The 3445-nt window shown below is 61.4% G+C and carries 1 protein-coding gene; it reads right to left on the bottom strand.

The features are described 5' to 3' along the window. Positions 1–447 precede the first annotated feature (447 nt). The gene (locus ACOI1H_RS24320; RefSeq protein ID WP_422440799.1) at positions 448–3270 is read right to left on the bottom strand and encodes a DUF3427 domain-containing protein; all 2823 of its coding nucleotides are present in this window, start codon (positions 3268–3270) and stop codon (positions 448–450) included. Positions 3271–3445: the final 175 nt, after the last annotated feature.

Here is a 3445-nt window from a genome sequence, read left to right as displayed (position 1 = left end):
GGCAGCTTCTCTTACCGAAACGATTGGCACCACTGGAGTAACCTCGGCGCGAAACAAAGCAACGCCGACTACTGACCTGAACGCAGGTGACGGAGCGGTAAGCGAGCCTGACGAGTGACATGGCGGGCAGGTTATGGAAACGCCGAACAACGCTAAAATCGCCACTAAGACGGAAACAGATTCTGAGGATGTTGTAGCCCAGGTTGATCTATGAGCCTTCTCCACAGTGGCGACTCAGCGTAAAGCAACAAGCGTCGCAAAAGGGGACGTTTGAGTCGTCGAAGTGGTTTCATTCAAGATTATTGGCTCCGACGGTAGGGGCAGATCCCAGTCAGCAGGCACTTATGAAAACAAGGGGTATTTCCATCGATTCCGGTCCGAATCCGGCGGTGTGCTCCCAGATGTGCCGTAACCTGTGCATCCCGTCAACAAGCATGGGCGACCTTATCATTCAATTCCGAAGATCCGGTGGAGTCCTGCCGGCACTGCCTCGGGTAGTTCCCATTCGATTGTGATCGGTGCCTCTCCGTCCCACCTTATGAAGCGGGGTTGGCCGACGTAGGTGAAAGGCGCCGCCGTCGTGCCGCGCAGTTTGGAACTGCGGACGAATAGGTGGATCTCCTTGCCCGGCATGCGCCCCGACAGGATGCGCCCACGCTCGCTCTCCTGCTTCGTGCTGGTCTGGCTTTGCCATTGCATGCGCCGGTCCGACAGAAACTGATCCTCGTAATGGTTGCCTTGAGCGAGGCCTCCCTTCTTCAACGTCGTCAGCAGGACGAGACCGGTCGGGATCTTCACGATCCCAGCGTTCCAACTGCCCGGATTGAAGGCTTGACCAAAAATCGGCGGGATCTCCTCGCGCATGTATTCATGCCAGAGTTGCAGTGCTCCGATTGGGCGACGGGCTTCATTGAACTCACGCCCGAAAGGACCGGCTTCCTCTGCGGTCGGGATGCGCCAGGTTGCCAGCTCTGTCAGGGCGGCGACCACATCGGCATCCACTTGACCGCGCAGCGCAAGCCTGCCGCCTCGTTCACTGACGATCGGTGTCATGAGCCAATGGGTCGCGGCTGTCTCGACCTCTTCTTGCCGCAGATGATGGCCCGCGTAGGCTGACGGCAGGGCGGCGATCGTCTTCGCCCGAACACTCTCTCTCGTGACATCATCACCAGTGGCTATGGCCAGTAATAGCGCCGGCCCCGCCGGGCAGGGAAGGGCCGGCCGTTCGACCTCGCGCAGCAGCGCTGATTGGGCCAGGACGGCGTGCGGCACCTCGTCCCCCATGTCGCGCACGAACTCGAACCAGCCGCCGTGGCCGGTTTTCGCCGGCGAAAACCCCGCCTGGGCAAAAGCGAGTGCCGTCGGCCTCTGCCCCTGCCGCAACACATGAACGCGATACCAGGCCTCCGCCTCGTTCTGTGCGTCGGTGGAAGCCAGCATGGCGCGCAGAAAATCGAGCGCCTCGAGGTCATATGTGATCTCGCAACCCGCCGGCAGCGGAAGGTTCCCGGCGGCCAGCATATCCAAGCGCTGCGACAGAGACTTATCTCCGTCACCGGCCGACAGTAAAGCGCGGGCCTTGGTCAGAAAGCTGCGATGATTGCCGATGTAGTCGATGACGCGCAGGACCTTGCCCTCGATCCGGCGCAGACCGCGTCCAAGTTGCTGAAGGAACAGGATCGTGCTCTCGGTCGGGCGCAGCATCAGGACAGTGCCGATCTGCGGCACGTCGATGCCTTCGTTGAACATGTCGACAGCGAACAGGATGTCGAGCTCTCCGGCACCCAACGCAGTGAGGGATGATGTGCGGGGTGCCGATCCCGCGCCGGAATGGACGGCGACGGCCCTTAGGCCTGCATCCTTGAAAAACGCGGCCATGAATTCCGCATGACGCCGCGACACGCAAAAGCCAATGGCCGGTCCTTCGCCGTGCCGGCGGAGCTGGTCCAGCGCGTTCTGCGCCCGGGCCTGCGTAGCGACGGCGGCCGTTAGTGCTTCCTCGTCGAAGCGGTTGCTGCGCCACGGGATTTGCGCGTAATCGACGTCATCGGGCACGCCGAAATAGCGGAAGGGCGACAGGAAGCCACGGGAGATCCCCTCGGCCATGTCACAGCGATAGATCAGCGTGTCATCGCAGAGCGCAAGCAGATCCGCCCCGTCGGTCCGGTCCGGCGTCGCGGTCAGACCCAACATAAATTGCGGGCGAAAATGTTCGATCAGGCACCGGTAGGTCGCGGCGGAGGCGTGGTGGAATTCGTCTACGACGATGTAGTCGAAAGCTTCGGGATCGAAACGGCGCAAGTGATCCGCCTTGCCCAGTGTCTGGATCGAGGCGAAGATTACGTCGCCGCGATCCTTGGCCGTTCCGGAATAGACGCCGAAACGTGCCTCCGGTCGGATGCGCCGGAAGGTCGCCATGGCTTGAGCCAGAATCTCCTCGCGGTGCGCCACAAACAGGACCCGCTTGAAATCCGCGGCATCAAACGCCGACAGCCACGTCTTGCCCAGCCCGGTGGCCAAAACGACGAGACCCGCGCGGCTACCATTGGCGCGCGCTGTCATGAGCGCCGCCAAAGCTTCACGTTGGATCTCGTGCGGCTCCGGGTGGGCCAACGGCGTGTCTTCCTCGACGATCGCCTGCGCCATCTGCGGGAGCGGCTGGCGGCGCCGCCGTGCGGCGTATGTGTCGATCCAGGACGGCGTGATCGGCTTCACCTGCGGCATCAGCAAAAGCTCTTCGAACGCGAGTCCGACGGGTTCCCAGTCACTTTCACGCGCGACGCTCAGGTTCCATTCGATGCCATGAGACAAAGCGGTCCTGGTTAGGTTCGAACTGCCAACGATCACTGTGCCAGTATCGTTGGCGGCGCGAAAGAGCCACGCCTTGGGGTGAAAACTTCCGCCTGCCGTCTCGAACACATGGCAGGCGGCATCCCCTGGCAGATCCGACAGGCGGCGCAGGGCAGCCGGCTCACTGACGTCGAGGTAGTCACCGACGACGAGCCGGAGCCGCCCTCCACGAGCCAGCAGATCCCGCAGATAGGGCTCCAACATGACGAGCCCGCTTTCCATCACGAAGGCGACGGCGAGATCGACTGATTGTGAATGATCGATATGATCCACGAGCTGACGAAAAAAAGCTGGTCCGTTTCCGGTATGGATGGTGGCCGCTTGTTCGACTTCTCCTATGGAAAGAGTCAGATGGCCGAACGGTGCTTCAACTTCGATGCGTGTTCCGACAGTCAGATGCGTGCCCAGTGCACCGAGCATGGCCATCTGTTCCGAAAAGTCGAGATCGGTCCAGCTTGCGACATGACGCGGTGCCGCGACCAACCTGTCGGCACCAAGCCGCCCGTCGCAAATTTTACAGGGATGGAAGGATTCGTTCATGTCATCCGGGATTTGCGAGCAGGCAAACGTTATTGCTCGCGTCCGCCATTGACCA

Origin of the sequence: Loktanella sp. DJP18 (assembly GCF_049310965.1) — a bacterium.
GTDB lineage: Bacteria > Pseudomonadota > Alphaproteobacteria > Rhodobacterales > Rhodobacteraceae > Loktanella.
The sequence above is the reverse complement of the archived record's forward strand: the minus strand, read 5'-3'. Positions and strand labels throughout refer to the sequence as shown.